Below are 25,016 nucleotides of genomic sequence, written 5' to 3'. Positions count from 1 at the left end.
TGACTTTTTAAGAGGATGGAATCTGCTACGGATAAGTAGCGGTTCTGTCCTCTATTTATATAATATGAATCAGTATGAAAAGAGTATTAATCTTATTGGGTTTGTTTGTCTTGCTGGCAACGGTCGGCAAGGCTCAGAATAATTGGAAAGACATTGACGGCGAGTATATCAATGCGCACGGTGGGGGGATATTGGCCTACGGTGGCAAATATTATTGGTTTGGCGAGCACCGTCCGGCCAAAGGATTCATCACCGAAGTAGGGGTGAATTGCTATTCATCCACAGATTTATGTAGCTGGAAGCACGAGGGAGTTGCCTTGTCTGTATCACCCGAAGCGGAAAATGAGATAGGGAAAGGTTGTATTATGGAGCGTCCTAAGGTGATATACAATAAGAAGACCGGAAAATTTGTTCTGTGGTTTCATCTTGAATTGAAGGGTAGGGGGTATGAAGCGGCCCGTGTTGGTATGGCGGTAAGCGATACTCCTGCGGGGCCTTATCGCTTTGTCCGTTCCATGCGTGTTAATTCCGGAATATTTCCGATGAATATGTCTCTGTCGGACAGAAATATGAAATGGGATTGGGATAAATATAAGGAATGGTGGACTCCGGAGTGGAGAAAAGCAGTCGAGAAAGGGCTTTTTGTACATCGTGACTTGAAGGACGGACAAATGTCCCGCGATATGACCTTGTTTGCGGATGATGATGGAAAGGCTTATCATATCTATTCGTCCGAAGAGAATCTTACTTTGCAGATTGCCGAGCTGACGGATGATTATCAAGGCTACACAGGAAAATATATCCGTCTCTTTCCGGGCGGTCACAATGAAGCACCGGCTATTTTTAAACACGACAATATCTATTGGATGATAACATCCGGCTGTACTGGTTGGGATCCTAATGAAGCTCGTATGTTTTCGGCTCCTTCCATCTGGGGACCGTGGACGCAACATCCGCATCCGTTTATCGGGCCGGGAGCTGAAAAGACATTTGGCGGACAAGGCACTTTTGTGTTTCCTGTATCAGAAGACAAATTCATTTTCATGGCGGATGTGTGGAAACCGGATAGCTTGATGTATTCCCGCTATATTTGGCTACCTGTTGAATTTGACAAAGCGGGAATACCTGTCATAGAGTGGAAAAACAATTGGAAACCGAGGTGAAATCAGGATTTTTATTTGGATAATCTGGAGTGGTTGTGTCACCCCTTCTTAACGCTTGTTTTTAGGCGCGGATTACGCATATTATGCGGATTCAATACCGTAAAATCCGCATAATATGCGTAATCCGCATCTAATATTATAACATTGTGAAAGTACTCATGTGCTTTTGACGCATTGTTCATGATTGTAGAGTAGACTCCTGCTTTTTATTCTAAACAAGAAGAAAGTTATTTCTTTTCCCCGAAGTCCTCTTGCTGCTTTTCTACCTCTTTCAGCCTTTTTGCATTCAACTTCTTCAGTAATTGTTCTTGTTTCAACTCTGCATCCGATTTGGCAGTTCCTTCTTCCAATCCGGTGGTGGAAGAGGCTGGAATGAGTGCCGCTTCTTTTTCTGAATATACTAACGGATGTTCTGCCGCCACACTCTCCAGCTCCAATACGGCACTGACCGGCATTTGCGAACCTTCAAACAAGACACTTGCCGACACTTTTATTTTACCCGGCTTCAATGTCGACTGTATCAGTGCCGGTGCAGTTCCCCACTTTATCGGAGCCGGATTAGCCAGCACACCCGCATTTCCCAAAATACGTCCCTCGCCTTCTACATGAAATTTCACATAATAATTATTCAGCCTTTTAATCGTCCCATTCCCATCAGCTACGGCAGCTACTATAGTTACAAAGTCAGAAGCGTCAGCCTTCAAAGCCACATTCTCGTCATCTACCCATAGCAACAACTTTTCCGGACGTCGCGCCGGAAACCTTTCATGTGTAGCAACGACCTTTCCATCAATCAATCATTCGGCCCGCAACCAAACTTCGGACTGTTTCTGTTCCCGGGCCAGTGCCTTATCCTCCATAAAATCGTACACATCACGAAATGTTATGATTGGTGAAGGCATACCTCGGGGTATTGCAGGCTTGATATAAGTAAACGATTTTCCATTTCTCAGAAAAGTAAGCCTCACTTCCTCGCAGTTAGAATAAACAGTTACATCCTTACCGGAAAATGGAGTCATTTCATGAGCAATATATACCATAGGCCCTGTTTCGAACAACTGTTCCTGCTTCTTTGGAGAGCGTTGTGCTTTGAACATATAGTAAGCATATTTAGGTTGGCGGAACACGTCCATCAGCCCACCATAGAACGGATCGGGATGATATCCACGCTGATGGTCGAACGAATGCCAGAGGCAGCCTCCCATATGCTGACGGGGAGTACGACACAGAGCGTCGTAAGAAGTATAGACATAATGGGGATTGGCATAATGCAGCGCCTGTACAAGCATAGGTTGCTCCCCCCCAGTTACGCGCTACACGGCTGGGGGAGTTATGAGAACCCCAGTCATCCACATTGTCGCCCCATTCGCGGGTAAAATAAGTGATGGTAGAATCTGCTTTTTCAACATGCCACATCTTGCCGTCGAAGTACGGGTGGGTAAATAATACCGGAAAATGTTCATGCCCGCGTGCTTCACGGTCGCAACCGGAATAACAATATGGATAAGGGTATTCTTGGGCTACAATATCCCTGGTCTTTTTGGCAAACTCCTCCGGATACCAAGTCTCATTGAGGACTGGTTCCCATAACCATACACAAGCATGATTACGGTCACGACGCACCAAATTGCGAATGTCACGATATACATGTTGTGCAAATTCGGGAGCATCATTCTAGAACTGCCAGCCCGGAGTATTGACTATGACAAACAAGCCAAGTTCGTCGCACGCATCCATGAAAGCCGGGTCTTGAGGACAATGAGCATTACGAATTACTTTCATTCCGGCATCACGCAGTTTCTTGGCATCACGCCAATGGATACTGTTGGGAACTGCATTACCTACCACTGCAAAATCCTGATGGCGGTTGGCACCTATCAGCGGGCTTTCATAAGGCTTGCCATTCAACCAAAAACCTTCCTTGCCCTTAAACTCCACACTACGAATACCGATACGACGGCAATATCCGTCCACTACATTCCCTTCACAGTCACTGATACGTACGTTCAGATTATATAAAACCGGATTTTCCGGGCTCCACAACAACGGATTTTCTACAAACATCTTATTATGCGAAACAACAGCCTTACCTGCATGTACTTGTATCTTATTCGTCATCGAAACTGCTTGCCTGCCGTCCGGCCGTAACAGTTCATACTCCACCATACCCGTAAAGTCTTTACGGCCATCATTCCGTACTTGTGCTTTCAGCAATACTTCGGCCGAAGCCTCCGATACTTTATCATAAGCCACGCACAATCCTCCACCGGCTATTTCATCCTCAAAGCTCGGGTCGGTAATGAAGACTGGGTTATGCGCTATCAGCCAGCAATCACGATAGATGCCCCGAAATAAGTAAAGTCAAGCATTTCCTGCGCTTTTCCCAGAGGATAGGCCGGATTGTTACTGTTATCTGCCCATACGGCTATCACATTATCTTCTCCCCATTTCAAGACTTCAGTCATGTCAATCACTATCGGCAAATATCCCCCGAAATGTTCGGTCATCAATTGCCCGTTGACAAATATCCTGCTTTTCCCCATAATAGCTTCAAAATGAAGGAAAAGCTTTTTCCCTTTTAAAGTGTCAGCCGGAGTAAAATGCTTGCGATACCATACCTCTCCCTGATAATTAACGCAGCCGCTGGCTTCCGTGGGCAGATATTCAATGCCGTTGGGCAAAGAAACTACTGTCCAGCTGCTGTCGTCAAAGTCCGCTGTTTCAGCCTCTGCAACGTCTCCTTTATAGAAACGCCAGGCAGGATTCATGGAGAAGACCTCACGTCCGGAATTCGGCAACTCAAAAAAAACGGCAGTGGAAAACTTGGGTTTATAAGTGATGGAGGCGCTTCCGCCTGTATATCCGGTTGCTTTCCCTTGTACATCAGCGTATCCGAAAAGGAAAATGCACAACAGTAATAGGATTTTTTCAAAATTTATCATGACATCTCTTTTATTGTTACCTACAAAGAAAATGCCTTTTCTACTAAATATATGTATGGCTGATTTGTTTTTTCACGTAAACCATTACGTAAGGATGCGGAATTGTTCTTTTACTTCATAAAGGATTGTCGAAGAGTTATTGGGCAATGCTTAAAGAGAAAGTCATTTAGAAGAACAAGTTGTTTTAATACTGCTTTCTCTTATCTGCAGGTGTGTAGGTAGAATCACTTGCTTGACTGTCTTTTCGCCCTTTATCTGTTCTATCAGAAGTAGGCAGGCGCTTTCCCCCATTTTGTATGTTTGATGGGATATGGCAGACAGTTTCGGTTCTACATAGTTGGCATGTTGTTCGTCCGTATATCCTATAATGGCGATGTCTTCCGGAATACGCAGCCCGTGGCTCTTGATGACTTCCATGGCTGCAAAAGCCAGTGTGTCGTTCATGGCCAAAATCGCATCGGGAGGATTGGGGAGTGAAAGCAGTGTTTCCGTGGCAATTTTTCCTTCTTCAAAATCTATTTTTCTGCATACGACAAGTTCCTTTTCAATGGGAATGCGGTTGTTGCGTAATGTCTCCAGATAACCATGCTTTCTTTTTTTTTACAATATCCAGATGGTTGGCTCCTCCTATGAATGCCACCCGTCTGCTGCCATTGTCCAGCAAATGTTGGGTGGCCATGAGTGCGGAGTAGGCTCCATCTGCCACTACTGAAGAAAATTGTTCCGTGAGGCAGACACGGTCGAACAGTATGAGTGGCATGTTGATGTCTTTCAAGGCAGAAAAATGGGAATAGTCTGTTGTCTCCTGGGATAGGCAGGCAATGATTCCTTCCACCCGCATGTTTACTAGGTTCTGGATGTTCCTTTTCTCATATTCGTATGACTCATGCGAGGTTGTGATGATGATGAAGTATCCGTTTGCAATGGCTGTGTTCTCTATGCCGTTCAGAATGGAGGCGAAGAAATGGGTTACGATGTCTGGTACTATCACGCCGATAGTGCGTGGTGCGTTTTTCCGCAAGCTTAGTGCGAACGGGTTGGGACGATAGTTCATTTCTTTTGCTAGTTTTTGGGCTTTTGCGCAAAGCTCAAGGCTGATTTCAGGACTGTTTTTTAAGGCTCTGGATACAGTAGGTACGGATACTCCCAGTACTTCGGCAATATCCTTCAGTGAGATAGGCTTTGGTTTTATCATGGTCAGTCAGGCGTTTCTATGATTCACTTGCAAAGAAACTATATTTCCTTTTAACGACAGAACGCACTGCCCGTTTTTTTTACGTAAACCGTTGCGTGTTTTTTTTGATTATTATGTCTTCCGGCAAGGTTGTTTTCGTCTTACTTTTGCGGTATACGGAAAAACAACTTAAATTTTAGAAATATGCAATACCATGAAATTGGAAAAACCGGAATGAAAGTGTCGTCACTCAGTTTCGGAGCTTCTTCTTTGGGAGGGGTTTTTCATGATATTAAAGAAAAAGAAGGTATTGAGTCGGTGTTTATTGCTATTGAGTCAGGGATGAATTTTATAGATGTCTCTCCTTATTATGGTCATTACAAAGCTGAAATCATTTTGGGAAAGGCTTTGAAGGATATTCTCCGTAACAGCTATTATCTTTCCACCAAGGTGAGACGTTATGGAAAGGATGGGATGAATACGTGGGACTATTCTGCCAAACGTGTTGTAGAAAGTGTCTATGAAAGTATGGAAAGATTGCATATTGATTTCATTGATTTAATCAATGTACATGACATTGAATTTGCCGATTTAAATCAGGTGGTCAGTGAAACCCTGCCTGCCTTGGTGGAACTGCGTGAGAAAGGAGTGGTGGGTCATGTCGGAATCACAGACCTGCAACTGGAAAATCTGAAATGGGTAATAGATCATACACCGGAGGGGACGGTGGAGTCTGTTCTGAACTTCTGCCATTACTGCTTATGCGACGATAAGTTGGTGGATTTCCTTGATTATTTCGAGTCCAAAGGGATAGGGGGTATCAATGCCTCTCCGCTTTCTATGGGTTTGCTGACCGAACGGGGTGTTCCGGCATGGCATCCTGCTCCGGCTCTGCTGGTAGAAGCATGCCGCAAGGCGATGCTGCATTGCAGGGCGAAGAATTATCCGATAGAAAAACTGGCTATGCAGTTCTCCGTGAGCAATCCGCGTATAGCTACTACATTATTCAGTACGGCAAATCCTCAGAATGTAAAAAGCAATGTTGCTTTTATTGAGGAACCGATTGATTGGCAGTTGGTACACGAGGTGCAGGATATTGTTGGTGACCAGCGACGTGTGAGCTGGGCAAATTCATAAGAAAGGGCTGGCTATGGATTATACAATCATAGATGCGCATGCCTATTTGTTGTTGCGGCAAGATACGATGGTGGATGGCTTGCCTGTTCGCACTTTGGAACAAAATTATTCCTGCCGGAGCAATTATCAGCAGATGTTGGAATTCATCCGGGAATCGGGTGCTGATGTTGTGATTGAGGCTGTAGGCAGTTCTGTAACATATGTGATGGCAGCGGATGAAGTCGGATTTGCGGGACGTATGGTCTGCATAGGATATGTTAAGAGTGAGGTTACGTTTCAAACAAAGCTATTTGTACAGAAAGAACAGGATACTCGTGGCTCACGGAATGAGTTGCCGGCAGATTTGTAGAGCCTGAAAAGGTGTTGGATGTCATGAGGGAGTTGGCGGCAAATCCGGGAAAGGTATTTCGGATATTGTTTGAGTTATAGAAAATGATAAATTATTGTATCTGTATTTAAATTGTTGAACTTCAAATAAATGTGTAAAATGAAGAAACTATTGACATTGATTGGGGCAAGCCTTTTGTCCGTATCGCTTTGTGCGCAGATAACGGAACGTGAACGTCCTGCCGAATGGAAGCAATTGGTAAAGGGCGGACGTTTTATGGACCGGTTTCAACCTATGCCTGAAGGTGTTTCAGCTCAGGGCATCTGGGGAGCAGACAGTGTGCTGAACCGCTACGTGGATAATGGAATTGAACTTCCCGGAACATCCTTTTGGGGAGGGAATATCTTGCAGAGTGCCGATGGCAAATATCATCTGTATGTATGCGGCTGGCCGGAGGAATCTCCCAGAGGACACATGTTCTGGCCCAGCTCGACGGTTTATCATGCTGTGAGTGATAATTCTACCGGTCCCTTTAAAATACGCAATTCGGTGGGCAAGGGACACAATCCCGAAGCCTTCCGGCTGGAAGACGGACGTGTAGTGGTTTATGTGATAGACGGCTACTATATAGCTGATAAAGAAGACAGTTCTGTTTGGACATACGGACAGTTTGATTTTGATGCGCGTGACCGCAAGATTATAGAAGGGCTTTCAAACCTTACCTTTGCCCACAGGCAGGATGGTTCCTACTTGGCGGTGTGTCGTGGAGGAGGCGTTTGGATTAGTAAAGATGGTCTTTCTACTTATTACCAGTTGACGGATAAAAGGGTTTATCCTCCTGTGGAAGGTCGGTTTGAAGACCCGGTGGTATGGCGGGATGACCTTCAGTATCATTTGATAGTGAACGATTGGTTGGGACGAATAGCTTTCTATCAGCGTTCAAAAGACGGGGTTCATTGGATTATTGAACCGGGCGAGGCTTATGTGCCGGGTATTTCTTTTCACAAAGACGGTGAGGTGGAATCTTGGTTTAAGTACGAACGTCCTAAAGTTTTCCAAGATGAACACGGACGGGCGACTCAGATGAACTTTGCTGTTATAGATACAATAAAATGGGAAGATTTGCCCGGTGATAGGCACAGTTCCAAGAATATCTGTATTCCGCTGAACAAAGGTATGTTACTTTCTGTCTTGAATGAGAAAGAGGTGACTTCCTCTACGCGTACCATAAAAGTGAGAATTGCTGAGGAAGAGGGATTTAATCCTCAAACCGAAGTGGATGTACAGTCGCTGCGTTTTGGCTCTTATAAGGAGGTGAACTTCGGGCGAGGCTGCAAACCTTTGAAGACATGTGTCTCAGGCAAAGATTTGATTGTTGTTTTCTCCGGCAAAGGAAGCGGAATTACCGCTGAAGAGTTTGCTCCGAAGATGATAGGTAAAGATAAGGCAGGTAATATGCTTTATGGTTATGCACGTCTGCCTTATGTAGACTACCAACTAGCTTTACTTTCTGCCCGGCGTCCTGTGTACGACAAAGGAAAAGGAGAGTTACGACTGGAGGTACAGAATTTTGGTTTGTCAGCGTCTAAGGCTGTTGAAGTTGAGGTGAGATCTGGCAGAAACTGTTTAGGGCGAGTGCAAGCAGGTGCATTACAGCCTTATGAAACCGTAAATTTGTCGTTAAAGCCTGCATCAGCTTCTTTTGATGAAAAGTCCGGATATGAAGTGGTCTTTCTGCAAGATGGAGTAGAAGTGGAAAAGAATGTTTTTGAGTAAAAGATTGCCCATGTTGGGACGGTGTGCATATAATCTTCAAGATTGTGCATGAACTGATACTTACTTATTATCAACAGGGCTGATTCTCGTACTCCATCACATGATATAGTGTGCCGAACCGTGACTTGCGGGACGGCACTTCATGTCTCTGCAATATCCTTTCGAATACATTCATTTGCTCATTCGGGACGCTATATTCACATCTTCCCGGGATATTTCCGGATTCCGGGAAGATGTGATGAATATGAGATACCTCATCTTACTTTTTTACAAGATATGATTCATGGCAGGAGTTCTGCTTTATAATATAATCGAAATCAATATTTGAAGCTTTGTGTCTTTACGTAGACTTTGAAGTCTTTGATTCCACCCGGTACTTCGCTCTCCATTCTGGGAAGATACTGTATGCCGGTCAGTGTACGGGTGCTGCCCAAATCAATCACAACTGCATGTGAGTATGGAGTACCTTTTGTTGTGCTCCAGTAGGTTGATTCCTGGAGGTCGAAGAGCTTGTCAGCAGAACAGTTGACGTGGGATACGTCTTCGCTGTCGGCATAGTTGACAATCCAGGGCTCTCGTGACAAACGTTCTCCATTCTCATCCAGCAGATACATTTCGGCGATACAAGCCAAGTCTTTTCCGTCTTGTGAGTTCAAGGCTTCCAGGCAGATATAGCGTCCGGTGACGGGCTGGGCAAATTTGCGTTCCTGCCAGCCGTTGCCGGGATTGAAGCTGCCGGAGAGAACGGGCTGCTCACCGGACAAGTCAAGGTTTTCGCCCTCATTTCGGTGTGTCAGCGATTTGGTGACAAGTAATTGGTCTAGCAATGGTTCGCTCAGACCTTCGGACTTGGCTTCTTTGGGACCGATGATGTCGAAGACAATCACTTCATTCTCGCCTTGCTTCAACCAGCATCCCGGGATGTAGAGGGTCTGTTGTGGGCCGATTTCCCAAATGCGTCCCATGGCGTGTCCGTTGACATAGACAAATCCTTTGCCCCAAGTCTCGAAGTTAAGGAATGTGTCGCTGGGCTTGTTCACCTTGAAGGTGGCACGGTAGCAACCCGGAATGCGTTGTCCTGATTCATCTTTCAGTGAGCCAATGGGCTGGAACTTCATGTTCTTATAAAAATCGTATGTATCTTTGAGATTATAGACTTCCCAATCTTTCAGGTTACAGGTAAAAGGACGGCCGTCGATATTTACGGTAAGTTCTACGCTTTGGGTGATACCCTTGAAGTCCTTGATGGCACGTCCAAAGTTGATGCGGCCCATGGCTTCTACCAGAATGTCGAGGCGTGCACCTTTGGGGCAGGCGGGGAATTCCAGTTGCTTTTCACCGTTGCGTCGGTCCAGTTTGCCGATGTATTTGCCGTCCAGGAAAACTTGGGCGTAGTCGTGCACATCGTTTACGGTAAGCAAGGACGGGATTTTCATTTCGGGCAATGTGGTACGGTAGAGGATGCTTCCGAATCCCTGGTCATATTCCTCCATGGTGCGGATGTTGCGGTCTTTCTTGGCAGCAGGAAGGTTGTCGAACAAAGGAGCCATTTCAGTAAATTGGAAAGCTGGAATGCGTATGGGCTTGATTAAAGCTGGAACTTTAGTCTGCTTCTCACCATCCATGTATTTGGATAATGTTTTCCGTAATTCCCAGTATTTGGGAGTGGTCTGTCCAGATTCACTGATAGGGGCATCGTAGTCATAAGAGGTAACGTCGGGGGCGAATCCCGGCGAGTTTGCTCCTGCCCAGTGTCCCCAGTTGGTTCCTCCGTGGGTCATGTAGAGGCTGAAGGAGATGCCTTTGGATAACATTTCGTCAATACCGGCAATCATGTCGGCAGCCAGACGGGTTTCGTGGTTGGCTCCCCACTTGTCGAACCAGCCGCTCCAGAACTCGGAGCACATCAGCGGGCTGTCGGGACGGAGCTTCTTCAGCGGTGCAAACTGTTGGTCGATGTTGGCTCCCGTACCGAAGTTCATGGTCCATGCTAGGTCGTGGAGTCCGTTCTTGGTGAAGTTGGACGCCCAGTCGCATTGGAACAGTGCTACGCCGGGGTAATTGGCGCGTACAATGTCGCGGATTTGCGATACGTAACCTTTGTCCTCCCCATAGGAGCCGTATTCGTTTTCTACTTGTACCATGATGATGGGACCTCCGTTCTGTATGGTCATACCGGCTACCTGCCCGGCAACGGCTTTTTCAAAGATATCTACACGTTCCATGAAGTAGGGGTCGGATTCGCGCAGGCGTATGTCCTTCTTCTTGAGCAACCACCAGGGCAGTCCTCCCATTTCCCATTCGGCGCAGACGTACGGTCCCGGACGCAGGATGACATACATGTTATTTTGCTGGCATAGGCGGCAGAACTCTGCCAGGTCATTTTGTCCGCTGAAGTCGAACACTCCCGGCTGAGACTCGTGGGAGTTCCAGAATACATAAAGGCAGATAGTGTTCATGCCCAGTGCCTTGCATAGCTTGATGCGTTGGTCCCAATAGGCTTTGGGGATACGTGGATAGTGCAGTTCTGCGGCTTTGATGACAAACGGTTTGCCGTTCAGCAGGAAAGTACCCTTTCCGGCTGAGAAGTCACCTTGTCCTTCCCATTGGGTATGCGGGTTCCAACTGTCGCGCCAGGGTATCGTGATTGTTCCGTCTTTGCTGAATTCAAGCGGGAGCCATACGTAGCGTGAATCCTCAAGATCTTTCTTCTTCCAACGGTCGAACATGGCGATGTAGGCGTTTCCTTTTCCATAGACTTGCTGTACGTAGGTGCTTTGCGCGTAGAAGGTCTTGTCTGCATCAAGACCGGTACACGGATTGCCGATGATAGTCCATTGCCCCATGATGGAGTCTGCCACTGCCAATTCGGCCACATTGGGGTCCCAGCCGGTGCAACCGGAAGAGAGCATATAGTACTTGCCGTTGTATTTGAATACAGCCGGTGCTTCGCGGCTTTGCTTTACGAAGTTGCGTGTATAGCGGCCGCTGGGTTTCAGGTAGTCGTCCGTCAGCTCGCTTATATATAAGGTGGCGTTGTTTTCCGAAGAGTAGAACTGATATGCCTTGCCGTTATCATCAACAAACACTGTCTGGTCGCGGCTCATCGCACCGTTGGGACGGAAACTACCTACATAGGTGAATGTCCCGGTAGGAGAATCGCTGACCGCTACACCGGCACACGCCTTACTATAGTCGGCGCTTTCCACATGTGCCCACATGACGAATTTCTTTGTCTTTTCGTTGTAAATCACTTTAGGACGTTCCAGCACCTTACTGGGGTGTAGGTCGTGTTTCTCGTCGTCTTTCACTGCAGGTAGTACGATACCTTCGAACTTCCAGTTCAGCAGGTCTTTTGAAGAGTAGCAGCTTACACCGGTTACGTCGGTGCGGTAGCATTCCCATGTGGCCCATTCGGGCAGGATAGTTTCCCCTTTTTTGTATTCACCGTACCAATAGTAGGTTCCTTCATGATAAAGAAGGCCGCCGCCATGAGCGTTGATGGGATTGCCGTCCGTGTCCTTCCAGATATCCCCGGGTATGATTGCGGCACTTTTCGTTTGTGCTTTTGTTTTTGCAGATGGCAGGCAGCAAAGGCAGACCAATAATGCAAAACTCCAAATAATTTTCTTTTTCATTTAAGAATTTGGTATTAGATAATTAATAAATCATTTTTATGTTTGCGGCAAAGATATGCGAAAGTTGAGAAATGGAAGGTAGGTAAATATGTCAAAAAGGAGAGATTATAGTTCTAATCTCTCCTTTTTGTGATGTTTTTCTGTCTTTTTTATTGAGTTTGTATTTGTTTCTTAAGTTATAGGTAGGGGGTATTGTGTTTTATAACATGCTTCCCTCTGTTGTTTTTCTTTTAATTAATGCCTAATTTGCGCCTCACAAAAGTTAACGGCATCATCGTATGTCAGGTTATTCACTTAAAATCTTAATATATCATGAAAGTATATCAGACGAATGAAATTAAGAACATTGCCCTCCTTGGCAATGACGGCTCGGGTAAAACCACTCTCACGGAAGCGCTGCTCTTTGAGAGTGGTATTATAAAACGTCGCGGCAGAATTACTGCCAAGAATACAGTCAGCGATTACTTCCCGGTGGAACAGGAATACGGCTATTCTGTGTTTTCCACCGTTTTCCATGTGGAGTGGAACGGCAAGAAACTGAATATCATCGACTGTCCGGGTAGTGATGACTTTGTAGGAGCTGCCATGACGGCACTCAACGTTACTGATACTGCCATTCTGCTGCTGAACGGGCAATACGGTCCCGAGGTAGGTACGCAGAACCATTTCCGTTACACAGAGAAACTGGGTAAACCGGTCATCTTCCTGGTAAACCAGCTCGATAATGAGAAGTGCGATTATGACATGGTGCTTGAGCAGTTGCAATCCATATACGGCCCGAAGGTTGTGCCGGTGCAATATCCTTTGGCTACCGGACCGAGTTTCAATTCGTTGATTGATGTACTTTTGATGAAAAAATATTCGTGGGGACCCGATGGCGGTGCTCCCACTATCGAAGATATTCCTGCCGAAGAAATGGAGAAGGCGACAGAACTGCACAAGGCATTGGTGGAGGCTGCTGCCGAACATGACGAAGGCCTTATGGAGAAATTCTTTGAGCAGGATTCTTTGACCGAAGATGAAATGCGCGAAGGTATCCGCAAGGGATTGGCTTCACGCGGTATGTTCCCGGTATTCTGTGTCTGCGCCGGCAAGGATATGGGCGTACGCCGTCTGATGGAATTCTTGGGTAATGTGGTACCGTTTGTGGACGAAATGCCGCCGGTGCATAATACACGCGGTGAAGTGGTGCAACCGGATTCCAACGGACCGACTTCCCTGTATTTCTTCAAGACTGCCGTTGAACCGCATATCGGTGATGTTCAGTACTTCAAGGTGATGAGTGGCAAGGTGCACGAAGGTGATGACTTTACCAATGCAGACCGTGGTTCCAAGGAGCGTATCGCCCAGATTTATGCTTGTGCCGGTGCAAACCGCATCAAGGTAGAGGAAATGGTAGCCGGTGACATCGGCTGTACGGTGAAGCTGAAGGACGTGCATACCGGTAATACTTTGAATGGAAAGGGTTCTGAAAGCCGTTTCAACTTCATTAAATACCCGAACTCAAAATATTCACGTGCCATCAAACCGTTGAACGAGTCGGATACGGAAAAGATGATGGTTGCTTTGAACCGTATGCGCGAGGAAGACCCGACATGGGTGATAGACCAGTCTAAGGAACTGCGTCAGACTATTGTACATGGACAGGGTGAATTCCACTTGCGTACCTTGAAGTGGCGTCTGGAAAACAACGAGAAGCTGCAAGTCAAGTTTGAAGAACCGAGAATACCATATCGTGAAACGATTACGAAAGCTGCGCGTGCGGATTATCGCCATAAAAAACAGTCGGGCGGTGCAGGCCAGTTCGGTGAAGTTCATCTGATTGTTGAGCCTTACTATGAAGGTATGCCGATGCCCGAAACCTATAAGTTTAATGGGCAGGAGTTCAAGATGAATGTCAAGGGTACCGAAGAAGTGTCATTGGAATGGGGTGGCAAGCTGGTGTTTGTCAACAGTATCGTGGGGGGCTCCATTGATGCACGCTTCATGCCGGCTATCCTGAAAGGTATCATGTCGCGTATGGAGCAGGGACCGTTGACAGGTTCGTATGCCCGCGATGTACGCGTCATCGTATATGATGGAAAGATGCACCCGGTGGATTCCAATGAAATTTCTTTCATGCTGGCAGGACGAAATGCGTTTAGCGAAGCATTCAAGAATGCAGGTCCGAAGATTCTGGAACCCATTTATGACGTGGAGGTATTCGTTCCGTCGGACAAGATGGGTGACGTGATGGGTGACTTACAGGGACGCCGTGCCATGATTATGGGTATGAGCAGTGAGGCAGGTTACGAGAAACTGAGCGCCAAGGTGCCTTTGAAGGAAATGTCATCTTACTCTACGGCACTTAGTTCGCTGACTGGCGGACGTGCTTCGTTCATCATGAAGTTTGCCAGCTATGAACTCGTTCCGAGTGATGTACAAGATAAGCTGATCAAGGAATTTGAGGCCAAGCAAGCTGAAGAATGATTCTTGGTGGTTGGTAGTTTTGTTGTTGTAACTACCGGCTGCTAATATAACATTTGTTAAAGCCGTTATTACTTCATGGCAAGTAATGACGGCTTTTTTCATTAATGTAGATTAAGAACATGTGGAATTGTGAATTGAATGATTAATTTTTTATTAAATTTGCAAACCAAAGAGTTGTGTTTTTGTTATAATGTTCATAATACCACCTAAAAAATGGTCTTCGGTTAATTTACGAGAACATCCGGTTAAATCAGGTTAATTGGTTAGGAATGTTAATTAGGGAGTGTTAATTTTGTGACTATGAAAAAGTCAACTATATGGATATTAGGTATCGTTATGGGGCTTTCCTTTCTCAGTTTGCTGTATCTGCAGATAGGCTATATTGAGGAAATGGTAAAGATGCGTAACGGACAATTTGAAGAATCGGTGAAGCGCGCGTTGATGGCTGCTTCGAAACAGGCAGAGTCTGCAGAGGTTGTGCGTTGGCTGAATGAGGATATTACCGAAGCGGAAAAGAAGGCGTGGGAACAGTCGCAAGGCAGTAGCGGGGTGATGCGGACCCAGCGGTTTGTGATGACGGCTCCGGACGGCAGTGTCCGTTCTTCGGTGGAATTGAAGACTTTCAGCAACGAGCCTTCTGCATTGCCAAGAGCGATGATTTCACGCAAGCATGGGGCAAGAACCATTCCTCAGACTTCACGCTCGCAGATAGAGATGCTTAAAAACCGCTATCTTTATCAGCGTGCGTTGGTGGACGAGGTAGTGTTGCAGATGGTATACAATGCCAGCGACAAGCCGATTGAGGAACGTGTTAATTTCAAAAGTTTGGACCAGTATCTTAAAGCAGGTTTGATAGAGAATGGTCTTGGTGATATGGATTATCACTTCAAGGTGATAGACCGGGAGGGCAGAGAAGTATACCGTTGTTCGGATTATAGCGATGTTGGGAGTGAAAGCTCTTATTCGCAGCCATTGTTTTTGAATGATCCGCCTGCCCGTATGAGTATCGTCAAGATACACTTTCCCGGAAAGAAGGATTATATCTTCGATTCGGTCAGGTTTATGATACCGTCGATGATATTTACTTTTGTACTGTTGGTGACGTTCATCTTTACGATTTACATCGTGTTCCGCCAGAAGAAGCTGACGGAGATGAAGAATGATTTCATCAACAATATGACGCACGAGTTCAAGACGCCGATATCGACTATTTCTCTGGCAGCGCAGATGTTGAAAGACCCGGCTGTGGGTAAATCTCCGACTATGTTCCAGCATATATCGGGTGTCATCAACGATGAAACGAAGCGTTTGAGATTTCAGGTTGAGAAAGTGCTTCAGATGTCAATGTTCGATCGGCAGAAGGCCACTTTGAAGATGAAAGAACTGGATGCAAACGAATTGATAACAGGTGTCATCAATACCTTTACGCTGAAAGTGGAGCGTTATAATGGAAAGATTGAGTCGGAGCTTAAAGCTACGAATCCCGTAATCTTTGCCGATGAGATGCATATCACCAATGTGATTTTCAACCTCATGGATAATGCAGTGAAGTATAAACGCCCGGATACGGATTTGCAATTGACGGTAAAGACTTGGAATGAGTCGGGCAAACTGATGATTTCGATTCAGGATAACGGTATCGGTATCAAGAAGGAGAATTTGAAAAAGATATTTGAGAAGTTCTATCGTGTGCATACAGGTAATCTGCACGATGTGAAGGGCTTCGGCTTAGGATTGGCTTATGTGAAGAAAATTATTATGGATCATAAGGGAATCATCCGGGCGGAAAGTGAACTGAACGTAGGAACTAAATTTATTATTGCATTACCTTTATTAAAAATTGATTGATATGGACGAGAAACTGCGTATTTTATTGTGCGAAGATGATGAAAATCTTGGCATGCTTTTAAGAGAATATTTACAGGCAAAAGGCTATGCTGCCGAGTTATATCCCGATGGAGAAGCAGGCTACAAGGCTTTCTTGAAGAATAAATATGACTTGTGTGTGTTTGATGTGATGATGCCGAAAAAAGACGGATTCACACTGGCACAGGAAGTGCGTGCGGCCAACGCTGAAATCCCCATTATCTTCTTGACGGCAAAGACGTTGAAGGAGGATATTCTGGAAGGCTTCAAGATTGGTGCCGATGACTACATTACAAAGCCTTTCAGTATGGAAGAGCTGACTTTCAGAATTGAAGCTATCTTGAGACGCGTTCGCGGAAAGAAGAACAAGGAAAGCAATATCTATAAAATTGGTAAGTTTACATTCGACACGCAGAAACAGATTCTGGCGACCGCCGAGAAGCAGACCAAACTGACCACCAAAGAATCCGAACTACTGGGTTTGCTTTGTGCGCATGCCAACGAAATCTTACAGCGTGACTTTGCGTTGAAGACTATCTGGATTGACGATAACTATTTCAATGCACGCAGTATGGATGTATATATTACGAAGTTGCGTAAGCACCTGAAAGAGGATGATTCGATTGAAATCATCAATATTCACGGAAAGGGATATAAACTGATTACTCCGGAAGCTGAGTCTTGACGAGACTCTGCTTCTCTAGGAGGAGAGAGACAATAAAAAAGGCGGTCTGCATTATATGCTAACCGCCTTCTTTATTTTTTTCCTTTTGATATCAGTCGGCTATTCTTTTGTTGATGACAATGTAGGAAATCAATCCCACTACAACCAAAACGGCAGAACTGCCTAAGATGGTGTTGTTGTTAACATTTCCGGTAAAAGAACATGCAACCAAGATTACAGCTCCTATTACGACTAATATCAATCCCAGATTTTTTAATAAGCCTTTCATGTGTGTGTATTTTAATTAGATTATTATATTCTTTCGTATTCTTGTCACAAAGAAAAGCATAATTCTTTAACAAGCGAAATTATTTTTGCAAAAAATCCATATTTTAATAAAGAATGAAGAATGAGGAATAAAAAATGAAGCATTCAAGTCCTATTTTCCCTTCCCTTAATCCCTAACCCTTATTTCTTAATTTAATCCTTGGTATTGAAAAAAATCTTCCTCAGTACCTCCTGGCTCACACTGAGCTCTTCGATGGTGATGCCTTTCAAGGCTTCTTTGAGGGTTTGGTTGGCAATGACGCGCGCACGTTCTTCCAGTTCTTTGCCATCTTTGGTCAGGTGTATCAGATTGGTGCGGCGGTCTTTTTTATCCGATATGCGTACAACAAGATGTTGTCGCTCCATGTTGTCGATGAGGCGCGTCATGCTGGGTTTGTCTTTGAAAGTTGCATTACACAACTCTTGTTGCGTCACCCCGTCCTTTTCCCATAAGAAAATGAGGACAGTCCACTGTTCCGGAGTAATCTCCAGACCGTTTTGACGGAAGTTGCGGGACAGTTTGCGATTAATGGCAGCCGACACCTTGCCGTTCAGTATGGCAAAGATAAGGCGGATATCAAAGTTGAATTGCTCTATCATGAAATTATTGTTTAAACAACTTTGCAAAGATAAGGCAAGCTAAAGACAATTCCTATATCCCTACACAAAAAAACATTAAATGTTTGTAGTTCAAAATAAAATGTCTACCTTTGCACCGCATTTTTAAAACGAATAATTTATTTATTTAATTAAACGAGTATGAATCAATACGAAACCGTTTTCATTTTGACTCCCGTTTTGTCTGATGTTCAGATGAAGGAAGCGGTAGAAAAATTCAAAGGCATCCTTACTGCTGAAGGTGCTGAGATTGTAAATGAAGAAAACTGGGGACTGAAGAAGCTGGCATATCCTATCCAGAAGAAGTCAACCGGTTTCTATCAGCTGATTGAGTTCAATGCAGAACCTACTGTTATTGAAAAATTGGAAATAAACTTCCGTCGTGACGAGCGCGTTATCCGTTTCTTGACTTTCAAACAAGATAAGTACGCTGCTGAATATGCTGCGAAGAGAAGAAGTGTTAAATCAACTAAAAAGGAGGATTAATCATGGCACAACAAGTTCAATCAGAAATCAGATATTTAACTCCACCCTCAGTAGACGTTAAGAAGAAAAAATACTGCCGTTTTAAGAAGAGCGGTATTAAGTACATTGACTACAAAGATCCTGAATTCTTGAAGAAATTCTTGAATGAGCAAGGAAAGATTCTTCCGCGTCGTATTACCGGTACTTCTTTGAAGTTCCAACGTCGTGTAGCTCAAGCTGTGAAGAGAGCGCGTCATTTGGCGTTGCTGCCCTATGTAACTGACATGATGAAATAATAGGAGGAGGAAAGTATGGAAATTATATTGAAAGAAGACATTGTAAACTTGGGTTATAAGAACGACATCGTAACAGTAAAGTCTGGTTACGGTCGTAACTACCTCATTCCGACTGGTAAAGCTGTCATTGCTTCTCCGTCTGCAAAGAAAATGTTGGCTGAAGAGTTGAAACAACGTGCTCACAAGCTGGAAAAAATCAAAAAGGATGCTGAAGAACTGGCTGCTAAGTTGGAAGGCGTATCATTGAAGATTGCTACTAAGGTTAGCTCTACTGGTACTATCTTCGGTTCTGTTGGTAACATCCAGATTGCTGAAGAGTTGGCTAAATTGGGTCACAGCATCGATCGTAAGATTATCGTTGTGAAGGATGCTGTGAAAGAAGTTGGCAATTACAAGGCTATCGTTAAGTTGCACAAGGAAGTTTCTGTAGAAGTTCCTTTTGAAGTGGTTGCAGAAGAATAAATAAGTATGCTATAATTAATGGAAAGCCCGGTTCCTTACAGGAATCGGGCTTTTTATTTTTATTCGTTTGAATTGGCTGCTATTTGTAGAATTTGCCAATGGCAGATACTGTTTTATCAATCTGCTAGATAAATAGGTTGTATGGGGAAATTGTGGTCGGAAATGAATAATTCTCAAGGTTAATCGAGGAGGGTATAGGGCATAAAAAAAGTCTGGTGTGCTTTTATGCACGTCAGACTTTCAATTCTCTCGAGTGTTGTAACTGACATTATTCAGCTACAACAGCTGCGCTATCTACTGCTGCAGTGTCAGCTGCTGCTGCGGCTGCTGCTGCTTCAGCTGCTGCTGCTTCTACAGCTGCGATTGAGTCAGCGATACGGATAGAATCTGCAGTTGCTTGTTCAGCATTAGCTGCTTTGTTACCACAAGATGCGAAAGATACTGCTACGATAGCTGCAGCCATCAAAACTAATTTTTTCATTTTCTTTACTTTTAAAACGTAATACAATCAGTTGCTTTATTAAAACGCTGCAAAGGTATGTACTTTTTGGATATGTTGTTCTCGAAACCCCAACTTTTTTTATATTTTTTTTGGAGGTTCGGCTGTTTTCATCCCTATCTACATGTTTTACAACATATTAATCTTCGGCAATGCTGTTGTATAAATATCTCTTGATACTTCTTTTAGGCGTTTTCTCAAATTCTGTCGGATAAAGTTGGATTTGGCTTACTTTTTCATAGGCTGCCACGCTATTATTCAGATTTTTGAGATTCTCGTCCATAATAGTTTTGAGGTTGTCCGGTTGGTTCAACCCTAAGGAATCCAAGGCTTCATAGTCGGCATAGACCAGTGCTACCAGTCTTTTATTCCGTTCGATAACAAGACTTTCCAGGACGAAAGGCATGTTGTTGAGCCGTGCTTCTATTTCTTCGGGAAAGATATTCTGTCCGCTGGAACTGAGAATCATGGTCTTGCTGCGTCCGCGGATATAAAGATTGTTGTTTGCGTCCAGTGTGCCCAGGTCGCCGGTGCGAAGCCATCCGTCTTCGGTGAAGACTTCTTTGGTGGCTTCGGGGTTCTTATAGTAACCGGTCATTACGTTCTCGCCGCGTACTTGTATTTCACCGAGTTTGTCGTCCGGGTTTTCCTTGTAAATACGGGCTTCCATGATGTCGAGTACCCGTCCGGAAGAAGTCGGGACGAATTCATTCCAGGGAGCATAGCTGATGAGGGGAGCACATTCGGTCATGCCATAGCCAATGGTGAAGGGGAACTTGATGCGGTGGAAAAACTCTTCTACTTCCGGATTCATCGCCGCCCCTCCTATGATAACTTCCTTGAAACGTCCGCCCAGTGCATCAATTAGTTTCTTGCGGATTTGCCCGTATATCTGTCCGTCGAGCAAGGGAATGTTGAGTGCCCATTTCATGGCCTTTTTGTTGATGATGGGCTGTATTACGTTCTTGTATATCTTTTCAATGACAAGGGGTACAGTGATAATCAGGTTGGGTTTTACTTCCTCAAAAGCTTTCATCAGGATTTTTGGGGAAGGCACTTTTCCTAATAATGTGACGTGTGTGCCGACGGCAGTAGCAGTAAGGAAGTCGAAAGCGCAGCCGTAAGCATGTGCCAGAGGCAGGAAAGAGAGCACTTTATCCCCTTTTTTCAGTAACTCGGTACGTATACCAAAGGTGACGTTGCCGGCCAGATTGTTTCCCATCAGCATCACTCCCTTGCTGAATCCGGTAGTACCCGAGGTATAATTCAACAGCATGACCTTGTCGTTGGAAAGGTCTGCATAAGCGATGTCTTCCTTACGAAAACCGTTTGGGTAGGTTACTTTCATTTCGTCGTCCACATGCTTGAGGAAACGCTGGATGGTTTCTCCGTCCCGCTGATACAGACAGCGGAAGTCGTTTAATGAGAATACGCCACGCAGGCCGGTGAGGCGTTCTTCTTCCAGATGTTCCCAAATGGTGTCGCTGGTAAAGAGGAACGTTGATTCGGAGTGGTTTACAATATGATGTACGTCATTGGGGTTGAAATCTTGCAGGATGGGGACTACGATGCCGCCGTATGTAATGGTAGCCATGTAGGCGATACACCAGCGTGCATTGTTCTTGCCGATGATGGATATCTTGTCACCGCGGCGCAGTTGGCAGTGTTTGAAGAGAAGGTGCAGTTTCGCAATTTCTTGTGCCACTTCGCCATAAGTATAACTCTCGTTTTCTCCATAGTTGGTATAGCAGGGGAGTTCCCAATTTTCGCGGAAACTATGCTCGTATAGTTTGATAAAGTTCTCTTGTATCATTGCACAAATTTTAGTTGAGTGTGCAAAAGTAGGGAAAATAGATTAATAATGTATATCTTTGCAGCATAAATGTGTTTATAAGCTCATGATAGATACCAATATATTTCAAGATAAGACGGCGGTTTACTATACGTTGGGGTGCAAACTGAACTTCTCGGAGACCTCTACTATCGGTAGAATTTTGCGGGAAGCGGGTGTGCGTACGGCGCGCAAGGGTGAGAAAGCGGATATTTGCGTAGTGAATACCTGCTCGGTGACAGAAGTGGCGGACAAGAAGTGCCGCCAGGTCATCCACAAGCTGGTGAAGCAACATCCGGGCGCGTTTGTCGTGGTGACCGGTTGCTATGCCCAGTTGAAACCGGACACGGTGGCAAAGATAGAAGGTGTGGACGTGGTGCTGGGAGCTGAGCAGAAGAAAGACCTGCTCCAGTACTTGGGTAATCTGCAGAAGCACGAGACCGGCGAGGCCTATACTTCTGCTTTGAAGGATATACGTTCGTTTGCCCCGTCTTGTTCGCGTGGCGACCGTACCCGTTTCTTCCTGAAAGTGCAGGACGGTTGCGATTATTATTGTTCCTATTGCACCATTCCCTTTGCCCGCGGACGTAGCCGTAACGGCAGCATTGCTTCTATGGTGGAGCAGGCCAGCCGGGCAGCTGCCGAAGGTGGAAAGGAAATAGTATTGACCGGTGTCAATATAGGAGACTTCGGCAAATCTACCGGTGAGACTTTCTTCGACCTGGTGAAAGCGTTGGACGATGTGGAAGGCATTGAGCGTTACCGCATATCCTCTATCGAGCCGAATCTGCTGACGGATGAAATCATAGAATACGTGTCCCGTTCCCGGCGTTTCATGCCTCATTTCCATATACCGTTGCAGTCGGGCAGTGACGAGGTGCTGAAGCTGATGCGACGCCGTTACGATACCGCCTTGTTTGCCTCGAAGATAAAGAAGATAAAGGAAGTGATGCCCGACTCCTTTATAGGGGTGGACGTTATTGTGGGTACCCGTGGAGAGACGGAGGAGTATTTCGGGCAGGCTTATGAGTTTATCAAGAGCCTGGACGTGACGCAGCTTCATGTCTTCAGCTATTCGGAGCGTCCCGGCACGCAGGCCTTGAAGATAGACCACGTGGTGGCACCCGAAGAAAAGCACCGCAGGAGCCAGCAATTGCTGGAGCTTTCGGACGAAAAGATCCGTGCTTTCTATGCGCGCCATATCGGGCAGACTATGCCGGTGTTGCTGGAGCGTCCCAAACCCGGACTGCCGATGCACGGCTTCACTCCCAATTATATCCGTGTGGAAGTCCCCCATGATGCCGCATTGGATAACCGGCTCGTGTCTGTGCGCTTGGGCGATTTCAATGCCGGCGGCACTGCACTCTTGGGAACAATAGAATGAGGAATGCCTCCTTTGCAACTTATAACTTATAACTAACTGACGAAGTGAAATCAAAAATTGTCTATTGGCTGACTTATGCGGGCATGTGGCTTGTGGCACTTCTGCCTTTCCGGGCGCTTTATGCGTTGTCCGACGGGCTGTACTTCCTGATGCGCCACGTCGTGCATTATCGGAAGCAAGTCGTTCGCCGCAACCTTCGCAATTCCTTTCCGGAGAAGTCGGAAACCGAGTTGATGGAGATAGAGCGCAAGTTCTACCATTATATCTGCGACTATATGCTGGAAGAGGTGAAGATGCTGCGCATGTCTTTCGAGGAGCTCTGCCGCCGGATGAAGTATGATAATAAGGAAGAATACCTTGCCATGATAGAGAAGCATGGAGGCATTGTACTGTTGATTCCCCATTATGCCAATTTTGAGTGGATTATAGGCATGGGAGCCATCATGCACCCGGGCGATATCCCAGTGCAGGTGTACAAACCGCTAAGCAATAAGTATCTGGACGAGATGTTTAAGCATATCCGCGCCCGGTTTGGAGGATACAATGTGGCGAAACATTCCACGGCACGCGAAGTGATAAAGCTTCGCCGTGAAGGCAGGCGGATAGCCATCGGCCTGATTACGGACCAGTCGCCCAGCCGCAACGAGGCTCATTACTGGACTACGTTCTTGAATCAGGACACCGTATTCATGGATGGTGCCGAGCGCATTGCCAAGCTGATGGACTTCCCCGTCTTTTATTGTGAATTGGAACGGACATCCAGGGGATATTGCAAAGTGCTCTTCGACCTGGTTACCGAAACTCCCAAGCAGACGGCGGATGGCGAGATAACCGAGTGCTTCGCCCGTCGTCTGGAGCAGACCATCCGGCGCGAACCGGCTTATTGGTTCTGGTCTCATAAACGCTGGAAAAATAAACGAAAAGAATCTGTGCAACATGGATAAGATTGCTGTTGTCATACTGAACTGGAACGGATGCGACATGCTCCGCTCTTTTCTTCCCTCTGTAGTCCGATTTTCGGAGGCGGACGATGCTGTGGTGTATGTGGCGGACAATGGTTCCACGGATGCTTCCGTGGCAATGCTCCGTCGCGAGTTTCCTTCTGTGCGCTTGATTCTGCTGGAAGAGAACCACGGTTTTGCCGACGGATACAACCTGGCATTGAAGCAGGTGGAGGCAGAGTATGTAGTGCTGCTCAACTCCGATGTGGAGGTTACCGAACACTGGCTTGTCCCATTGGCAGGGTATATGGATGCCCATCCGGAGACGGCCGCTTGCCAGCCGAAGATACGCAGTTGGCGTAACAAGGGGCAGTTTGAGTATGCCGGAGCTGCGGGAGGTTTCATCGACCGCTATGGCTATCCCTTCTGTCGTGGCCGCATCATGGGCGTGGTAGAAGAGGACAAGGGACAATACGACACGGTGATACCCATTTTCTGGGCTACGGGGGCGGCTCTGTTCATCCGTCTGGCAGATTACCGGGAAGCGGGTGGACTGGACGGACGTTTTTTTGCCCACATGGAGGAGATAGATTTATGTTGGCGGCTTCGTGCCCGCGGCAGGCAGTTGGCATGCGTACCGCAGAGCGTGGTGTTTCATGTGGGAGGGGCCACTTTGAAGAAGGAGAATCCGCGCAAGACTTTCCTCAATTTCCGTAATAACCTTGTAATGCTTTATAAGAATCTGCCGCAGGAGGACTTGGTTCCCGTGATGCGTGTGCGTGCGGTACTCGACTATACGGCAGCTCTCAGTTTCATGCTGAAAGGCCAGTTTCCCAATGCTTTGGCTGTGCTTCGTGCTCGCCGTGCCTACAGTTCTCTCCGCGCCTCATTTACAGCGTCCCGCAAAGAGAATCTGGAAAAAACTACGTTTGCCGCCATACCCGAACGGACAAAAGGCAGCATCCTGGCGCAGTTTTATCTGCATGGAAAGAAATTCTTTTCGCAATTATAAAAACTGTTGCCGTTTCTAATTGTT

The 25,016-nt window shown here is 45.9% G+C and carries 17 protein-coding genes and 3 pseudogenes; 13 read left to right on the top strand and 7 right to left on the bottom strand.

Translation table 11 applies throughout. The features are described 5' to 3' along the window. Positions 1 to 74: 74 nt before the first annotated feature. Positions 75 to 1,163 carry a glycoside hydrolase family 43 protein gene (locus tag E5355_RS02380; RefSeq protein ID WP_210434510.1) on the top strand — a complete coding sequence of 363 codons (1,089 nt, stop codon included), beginning with the start codon at positions 75 to 77 and terminating at the stop codon, positions 1,161 to 1,163. 227 nt (positions 1,164 to 1,390) lie between these two features. Here the strand turns inward: E5355_RS02380 and E5355_RS02375 are convergent. Together E5355_RS02375 and E5355_RS02370 are read right to left on the bottom strand one after the other, a co-directional pair. Further along, positions 1,391 to 4,105: pseudogene (locus tag E5355_RS02375) on the bottom strand (glycoside hydrolase family 2 TIM barrel-domain containing protein). Positions 4,106 to 4,267: 162 nt separating this feature from the next. Next, positions 4,268 to 5,300: pseudogene (locus tag E5355_RS02370) on the bottom strand (LacI family DNA-binding transcriptional regulator). 183 nt (positions 5,301 to 5,483) lie between these two features. On the opposite strand from E5355_RS02370, the gene E5355_RS02365 reads away from it, so the two are divergent. From E5355_RS02365 to E5355_RS02355, 3 genes and pseudogenes are all read left to right on the top strand, one after another. Then, entirely contained in the window at positions 5,484 to 6,416 is a 933-nt protein-coding gene (locus tag E5355_RS02365; protein ID WP_136009026.1) for an aldo/keto reductase, read from the top strand. Between the two features lie 103 nt (positions 6,417 to 6,519). Next, a pseudogene (locus tag E5355_RS02360) lies at positions 6,520 to 6,845 on the top strand (zinc-binding dehydrogenase); the annotation flags it as partial. Positions 6,846 to 6,903: 58 nt separating this feature from the next. Continuing rightward, positions 6,904 to 8,520: a glycoside hydrolase family protein gene (locus tag E5355_RS02355; protein ID WP_136009025.1), complete on the top strand. Its 1,617-nt coding sequence runs from the start codon at positions 6,904 to 6,906 to the stop codon at positions 8,518 to 8,520. 317 nt (positions 8,521 to 8,837) lie between these two features. Here the strand turns inward: E5355_RS02355 and E5355_RS02350 are convergent, their stop codons facing one another. Further along, the gene (locus E5355_RS02350; protein WP_136009024.1) at positions 8,838 to 12,158 is read right to left on the bottom strand and encodes a beta-galactosidase; all 3,321 of its coding nucleotides are present in this window, start codon (positions 12,156 to 12,158) and stop codon (positions 8,838 to 8,840) included. Positions 12,159 to 12,470: 312 nt separating this feature from the next. Here E5355_RS02350 and E5355_RS02345 point away from each other — a divergent pair, with 312 nt between their 5' ends. The 3 genes from E5355_RS02345 (at position 12,471) to E5355_RS02335 (ending at position 17,178) form a co-directional block, all read left to right on the top strand. Then, positions 12,471 to 14,627: an elongation factor G gene (locus E5355_RS02345; RefSeq protein WP_136009023.1), complete on the top strand. Its 2,157-nt coding sequence runs from the start codon at positions 12,471 to 12,473 to the stop codon at positions 14,625 to 14,627. Between the two features lie 300 nt (positions 14,628 to 14,927). Continuing rightward, entirely contained in the window at positions 14,928 to 16,475 is a 1,548-nt protein-coding gene (locus E5355_RS02340; protein ID WP_136009022.1) for a sensor histidine kinase, read from the top strand. A gap of 1 nt (position 16,476) precedes the next feature. Continuing rightward, a complete protein-coding gene (locus E5355_RS02335) occupies positions 16,477 to 17,178 on the top strand; it encodes a response regulator transcription factor (protein WP_005830176.1) in 702 nt (233 codons plus the stop codon). A gap of 91 nt (positions 17,179 to 17,269) precedes the next feature. Here E5355_RS02335 and E5355_RS19305 read toward each other — a convergent pair whose 3' ends face one another. Together E5355_RS19305 and E5355_RS02330 are read right to left on the bottom strand one after the other, a co-directional pair. Next, positions 17,270 to 17,446: a hypothetical protein gene (locus E5355_RS19305; protein WP_168354259.1), complete on the bottom strand. Its 177-nt coding sequence runs from the start codon at positions 17,444 to 17,446 to the stop codon at positions 17,270 to 17,272. Positions 17,447 to 17,637: 191 nt separating this feature from the next. Continuing rightward, on the bottom strand, positions 17,638 to 18,084 hold the full coding sequence (locus E5355_RS02330) for a MarR family winged helix-turn-helix transcriptional regulator (RefSeq protein WP_005830183.1): 447 nt from the start codon (positions 18,082 to 18,084) through the stop codon (positions 17,638 to 17,640). 159 nt (positions 18,085 to 18,243) lie between these two features. Here E5355_RS02330 and rpsF point away from each other — a divergent pair, with 159 nt between their 5' ends. From rpsF to rplI, 3 genes are read left to right on the top strand one after another with little or no spacing between them, the layout of a single operon-like run. Beyond that, complete coding sequence (gene rpsF / locus E5355_RS02325; RefSeq protein WP_005657357.1) at positions 18,244 to 18,588, top strand: 30S ribosomal protein S6; 345 nt, start codon at positions 18,244 to 18,246, stop codon at positions 18,586 to 18,588. A 2-nt stretch (positions 18,589 to 18,590) separates the two neighbouring features. Beyond that, positions 18,591 to 18,863, top strand: coding sequence for a 30S ribosomal protein S18 (rpsR, locus tag E5355_RS02320; protein WP_004288442.1), 273 nt, complete (start codon positions 18,591 to 18,593; stop codon positions 18,861 to 18,863). Between the two features lie 15 nt (positions 18,864 to 18,878). Further along, positions 18,879 to 19,325 (top strand): 50S ribosomal protein L9, encoded by a 447-nt coding sequence (gene rplI, locus E5355_RS02315; RefSeq protein ID WP_136009021.1) that lies wholly within the window; start codon positions 18,879 to 18,881, stop codon positions 19,323 to 19,325. Positions 19,326 to 19,593: 268 nt separating this feature from the next. Here rplI and E5355_RS02310 read toward each other — a convergent pair whose 3' ends face one another. Both E5355_RS02310 and E5355_RS02305 read right to left on the bottom strand, forming a co-directional pair. Continuing rightward, entirely contained in the window at positions 19,594 to 19,806 is a 213-nt protein-coding gene (locus E5355_RS02310) for a hypothetical protein (protein ID WP_136009020.1), read from the bottom strand. Positions 19,807 to 19,963: 157 nt separating this feature from the next. Then, positions 19,964 to 21,637, bottom strand: a complete 1,674-nt coding sequence (locus E5355_RS02305) for a long-chain fatty acid--CoA ligase (protein ID WP_136009019.1) — start codon at positions 21,635 to 21,637, stop codon at positions 19,964 to 19,966. A gap of 85 nt (positions 21,638 to 21,722) precedes the next feature. Between E5355_RS02305 and mtaB the strand changes: the two genes are divergently transcribed. From mtaB to E5355_RS02290, 3 genes are read left to right on the top strand one after another with little or no spacing between them, the layout of a single operon-like run. Next, positions 21,723 to 23,039 carry a tRNA (N(6)-L-threonylcarbamoyladenosine(37)-C(2))-methylthiotransferase MtaB gene (gene mtaB, locus E5355_RS02300; protein WP_136009018.1) on the top strand — a complete coding sequence of 439 codons (1,317 nt, stop codon included), beginning with the start codon at positions 21,723 to 21,725 and terminating at the stop codon, positions 23,037 to 23,039. Positions 23,040 to 23,083: 44 nt separating this feature from the next. Further along, the gene (locus E5355_RS02295; protein WP_136009017.1) at positions 23,084 to 23,983 is read left to right on the top strand and encodes a lysophospholipid acyltransferase family protein; all 900 of its coding nucleotides are present in this window, start codon (positions 23,084 to 23,086) and stop codon (positions 23,981 to 23,983) included. Next, on the top strand, positions 23,976 to 24,992 hold the full coding sequence (locus tag E5355_RS02290) for a glycosyltransferase family 2 protein (RefSeq protein ID WP_136009016.1): 1,017 nt from the start codon (positions 23,976 to 23,978) through the stop codon (positions 24,990 to 24,992). The genes E5355_RS02295 and E5355_RS02290 overlap by 8 nt, the downstream gene beginning before the upstream one ends. Positions 24,993 to 25,016: the final 24 nt, after the last annotated feature.

The organism is Bacteroides muris (ex Afrizal et al. 2022) (assembly GCF_004793475.1).
In the GTDB taxonomy this organism is placed as follows: domain Bacteria; phylum Bacteroidota; class Bacteroidia; order Bacteroidales; family Bacteroidaceae; genus Bacteroides; species Bacteroides muris.
Note: the sequence above shows the minus strand (reverse complement) of the source record. Positions and strands in the feature narration are given on the sequence as shown.